This is a genomic window from Burkholderia sp. HI2761 (assembly GCF_002223355.1).
Classification (GTDB): Bacteria; Pseudomonadota; Gammaproteobacteria; order Burkholderiales; family Burkholderiaceae; genus Burkholderia.
The window spans coordinates 1-3,027 of the sequence record NZ_NKFN01000016.1 but is presented as its reverse complement, the minus strand read 5'-3'; the positions used below and the strand labels follow the sequence as shown (position 1 = coordinate 3,027).

Below are 3,027 nucleotides of genomic sequence, written 5' to 3'. Positions count from 1 at the left end.
GGCACGAACGAAAACACGAATGGCCTTCTACGACAATACTTTCCAAAGGGCACGGATCTGTCCCGGTGGAGCGCTCGAGAGATTCAAGCCGTTGCTAATACATTGAACACCAGGCCCCGAAAAACACTCGGATGGAAAACGCCTGCTGAAGCTCTGGACGAATATCTCAGGTCTGTTCAACAATCTAGTGTTGCGACGACCGATTGAATCCACCCAATATGCGGCCGTCCGCATGCCACCGGGAATGAACCCGGCCTCGACCAAGCCCAACATCCCTCGCAGGATGAGTAAGCCAATCCAGCCGCCCACTAAGCCGTGCGCGAAACAGACTAGCGACCAACCCAGGCCGCAAATCAAAAAGCCGATCCTCAATCCGACGCGATCCATCAAATAGCCGGCCAACACCGCTCCGACCGTATAGGTCACCTGAAATGCGGCTGTAATCCACCCATAGTCGTGCGTGCTTATATGCAGGGCGGGCAGTACTGTGGGTGCGGCAACGCTCAAGGAACTGCGCGCCATGTAGTTGGTAATTGTGCCTAGCATCAGCAAGCCGACGATCCACCACCGCAGTCCGGGTATTTTGAACAACATGTTGTCTCCTCTAGAGCATTTTAGATTCATTGAACGCCCGGCTTCGGTCAAGCCGTGTCCGCTCGACTTCACCAATGCTAGGTTGCGAGAAAGGTCTCGCAGTCAAGCACCACTTGCTGCCACTGGCTCGTGCTCAGCATCGCCGGACGTAAGTCTTAATCGAAAGCGAAGACATTCGTGAAGCATCGATACGCCCGGTGCCGTGAGATGCCGACGCCACATCGCCACCCGTGCCGGTATGTCGCGATGCGTCCACCACGAGGCCACAAGAACAATCGAGCGCTCCCTGACCGTCACATACTGCTCGAAATGTAGAACACCATCGAAGATCGGTCAATCGTTGTTCCTGCTATGAAAAATTCTAGACCTGTGTGTTGAGATCAGCGCGGATCGGCCGCGGCGGTGCTTTTGGCAAAACGAGAATATAAATTTACACGCACAATCAATTGGTTATGTTCGTTCTGTTTGTGCCTGATAGCCTCGCAGGCGATCGGGGCGAGGCGTCGACGCTGGACTTCAACCTGAGGGTTTCTCGGGACGGTGTTGGTGTTGAAGAGAAAAAGGGAACACGTTATCCTTTTCTGGACTTGCAAGGCGCTTCCAGGCATCTCGCCGGCAACAGTGCGGTGGCACGGAGGTGTTTCCGCGCTACGCCGCGTATTCGTCTTACTTTTAGGAACTTCCCGTGAAGATTGTCGCCGTTCGCGTTACACCTATCGCCATCAGTGATCCGCCGCTACTCAACTACGCCGGTGTGCATGAACCGTTTGCGTTGCGCTCGATCATCGAAGTGGAAGCGGACAATGGTTTGGTAGGGCTCGGAGAGACTTACGGTGACAAACCGGTCCTCGACCACTTGCTGCGCGTGAAAGATCGGCTTGTCGGATGCAGTGCGTTCGATTTGGCAGAGTTGTGGCGCGTGGTCAGCGCCGTATCGGCTGATGCGGTGCGCCGTGGTTTGGCGCCGGGCTACGACACGGCGTCGTTCTCTCGCCGCCTGAAATCCGATCTCAAGGCATTCGGCGCATTCGAGGTCGCACTACTTGACTTACAGGCCAGATCGCTTGGCATTCCCATGTATGAACTGCTCGGTGGTGCCGTGCGCAGAAGCGTGCCGTACTCTGCATACTTGTTCTTTAAGTACGGAAGTGGAATCGATTCGGCCTATAAGCATGACCCTTGGGAGGAGGCGCTCAACGCCGAGCAGCTCGTTGCACAGGCGCGTGTAATGATTGCGCGATATGGATTCGGCAGCATCAAACTGAAGGCGGGGGTATTTGAACCCCAGGTAGAAATTGAATGCCTGCATGCCCTGAAGCAAGCTTTTCCGGGAGTCCCGCTACGGATTGATCCGAACGGAAACTGGTCGCTGGAAACGGCGATTCGGATGGCCGACCTGCTGCGAGAAGATCTCGAGTACTACGAGGATCCAACTCCTAATCTTGAAACGATGTCGACTCTTCATAGGGTGACCGGATTGACGCTCGCCACCAATATGGTGGTAACGGATATCGAAGAATTTCGTCAAAATATTGCGTCTCGGGCGATCCATGTCATTCTCGCTGACCACCACTACTGGGGTGGACTTCGGGCCACGCAGACACTGGCGGCACTCTGCGACACAAGCCGGCTAGGAGTATCCATGCATTCCAATTCCCATCTTGGAATCAGTCTTATGGCGATGACGCATGTGGCAGCCACAGTACCCAACCTCACCTACGCTTGCGATACACATTATCCGTGGCAAGTTGACGAGGTTATCAAAGGCGGAAAAATCGCTATTGAGGGTGGCTGCGTGGCGCTCTCCGACAAGCCAGGTCTCGGTGTTGAGCTCGATCAAGACGCTCTTCGCGCACTCCATGCTCGCTATCTAGAGTGTGGAATCAGCGAGCGAGATGACGAGACACAGATGAAAAGGCTTAATCCGGAATGGATTCCGAGAAGGCCTCGCTACTAATTAGCATTCGAGATGACGGGCACTCAGATTTTTAGTGCTTGCTCGCATCCATAGGAATTTAGACATTTGGAGAATTGTTCTATTGACTAAAAAGTGCCATGTATGTAGTCGGTGTTTTGCCATTTAATCACTCGAAAGTCGGTTTGATAGGAGGAGGCATCATGAAATGCAAAATCGGTCATTATGCGGAATACGGTGTTGGGTTCGGATTGTTGTTGTCACTGGCAAGCGGAGCGTTCGCGGCGACACAAATCTCGGCTAAGTTAGATACTTCCCAACTTGGGCGAACGATACCGCCTGAATTTGTCGGAATGAGTGTCGAGATGTCAGATGTTTGCTCAGCCCCTCCGTAAGCAGCCGGGCAACCCGTCTTGAGTTGGGGTAAAGCTCTTGGGAGTATCGTGTCCACCTAACGAATAAGCGGACACGTGAACACTATCGAATCGGAAGCACTCCCCGAGCGTCGTCGCCGGCAA

At 53.8% G+C, this 3,027-nt stretch carries 2 protein-coding genes and 1 pseudogene; 2 read left to right on the top strand and 1 reads right to left on the bottom strand.

Annotated features, from left to right (window positions below; genetic code table 11):
- On the top strand, positions 1-207 hold a 207-nt coding region (locus tag CFB46_RS34890), incomplete at its 5' end, for an IS30 family transposase (RefSeq protein WP_143751697.1).
- 9 nt (positions 208-216) lie between these two features.
- On the opposite strand, the pseudogene CFB46_RS34885 reads toward CFB46_RS34890, so the two are convergent.
- Positions 217-546, bottom strand: a pseudogene (locus tag CFB46_RS34885) (MFS transporter); the annotation flags it as partial.
- 733 nt (positions 547-1,279) lie between these two features.
- Between CFB46_RS34885 and CFB46_RS34880 the strand changes: the two are divergent.
- Entirely contained in the window at positions 1,280-2,551 is a 1,272-nt protein-coding gene (locus CFB46_RS34880; protein WP_089502506.1) for a glucarate dehydratase family protein, read from the top strand.
- The last annotated feature ends 476 nt before the right edge of the window (positions 2,552-3,027 follow it).